We start from the raw sequence: 674 nt of genomic DNA on the forward strand, positions 1-674 counted from the left end.
GAGGTGTCAATAAAATACCTAAAAAATTTAACTCCGAAACTGGTTTATCATCTCAAATAAGACCAAACTGGAAATAAACATGAAAAAAAAACTAACAATAAAAAAAGCATATGTTACTACTTATAACTTTTTGAGTTATTTATATTTCCAAAATTTAGATGATAATTTGGGTGGTTTTCTGGGTAGCATGTCTCCTGAAATTTGGGTTGATGCAAACTCTGGTGATCCAGACTTGTATAATGAGTGGCAAAGAATTACCAGTGAAATTTCGAACTCTCAAACGCTTACCTTAAAAGAGAGTTTTTTGGCAATGATAAAATTGTTAAATATGCAATATGAACTATTTGATGAAATATGGGCTAAAAATTTAGCAAATGAAATTTTAAATAATAAAAAATTATTTAAAAAATGGATAGATTGTATAAAATCAATTAACTAGATTATATTATAATGTAGCAAAATAGATAAAAGATAAACTAAACAATTATATAGCAAATGATCTGTTTGAAATAAACTCAAATCAGTGGAATAATGAACAAAAACAAGATATAAAAGATATATCTGACTTATCGGCTGATTTTAGCGTTGAAATAATGCTTGGTGGAGCTTATGGTATTATAAAGAGTGCCAAAAAGTTAGATAAGGTGGATGGGGAATTTGTAAAGAGTGGGAAT

At 27.6% G+C, this 674-nt stretch carries 1 protein-coding gene; it reads left to right on the forward strand.

The features are described from left to right. The first annotated feature begins 79 nt into the window (after window positions 1-79). The gene (locus LQU93_RS09910) at window positions 80-439 is read left to right on the forward strand and encodes a hypothetical protein (RefSeq protein ID WP_229933722.1); all 360 of its coding nucleotides are present in this window, start codon (window positions 80-82) and stop codon (window positions 437-439) included. Window positions 440-674 lie beyond the last annotated feature (235 nt).

Source organism: Campylobacter majalis, assembly GCF_905120465.1.
Taxonomy (GTDB): domain Bacteria; phylum Campylobacterota; class Campylobacteria; order Campylobacterales; family Campylobacteraceae; genus Campylobacter_A; species Campylobacter_A majalis.

Excerpts from the sequence above, each read along its gene's own strand:
- LQU93_RS09910 (WP_229933722.1), top strand. The coding sequence starts at position 80 with ATGAAAAAAAAACTAACAATAAAAAAAGCATATGTTACTACTTATAAC.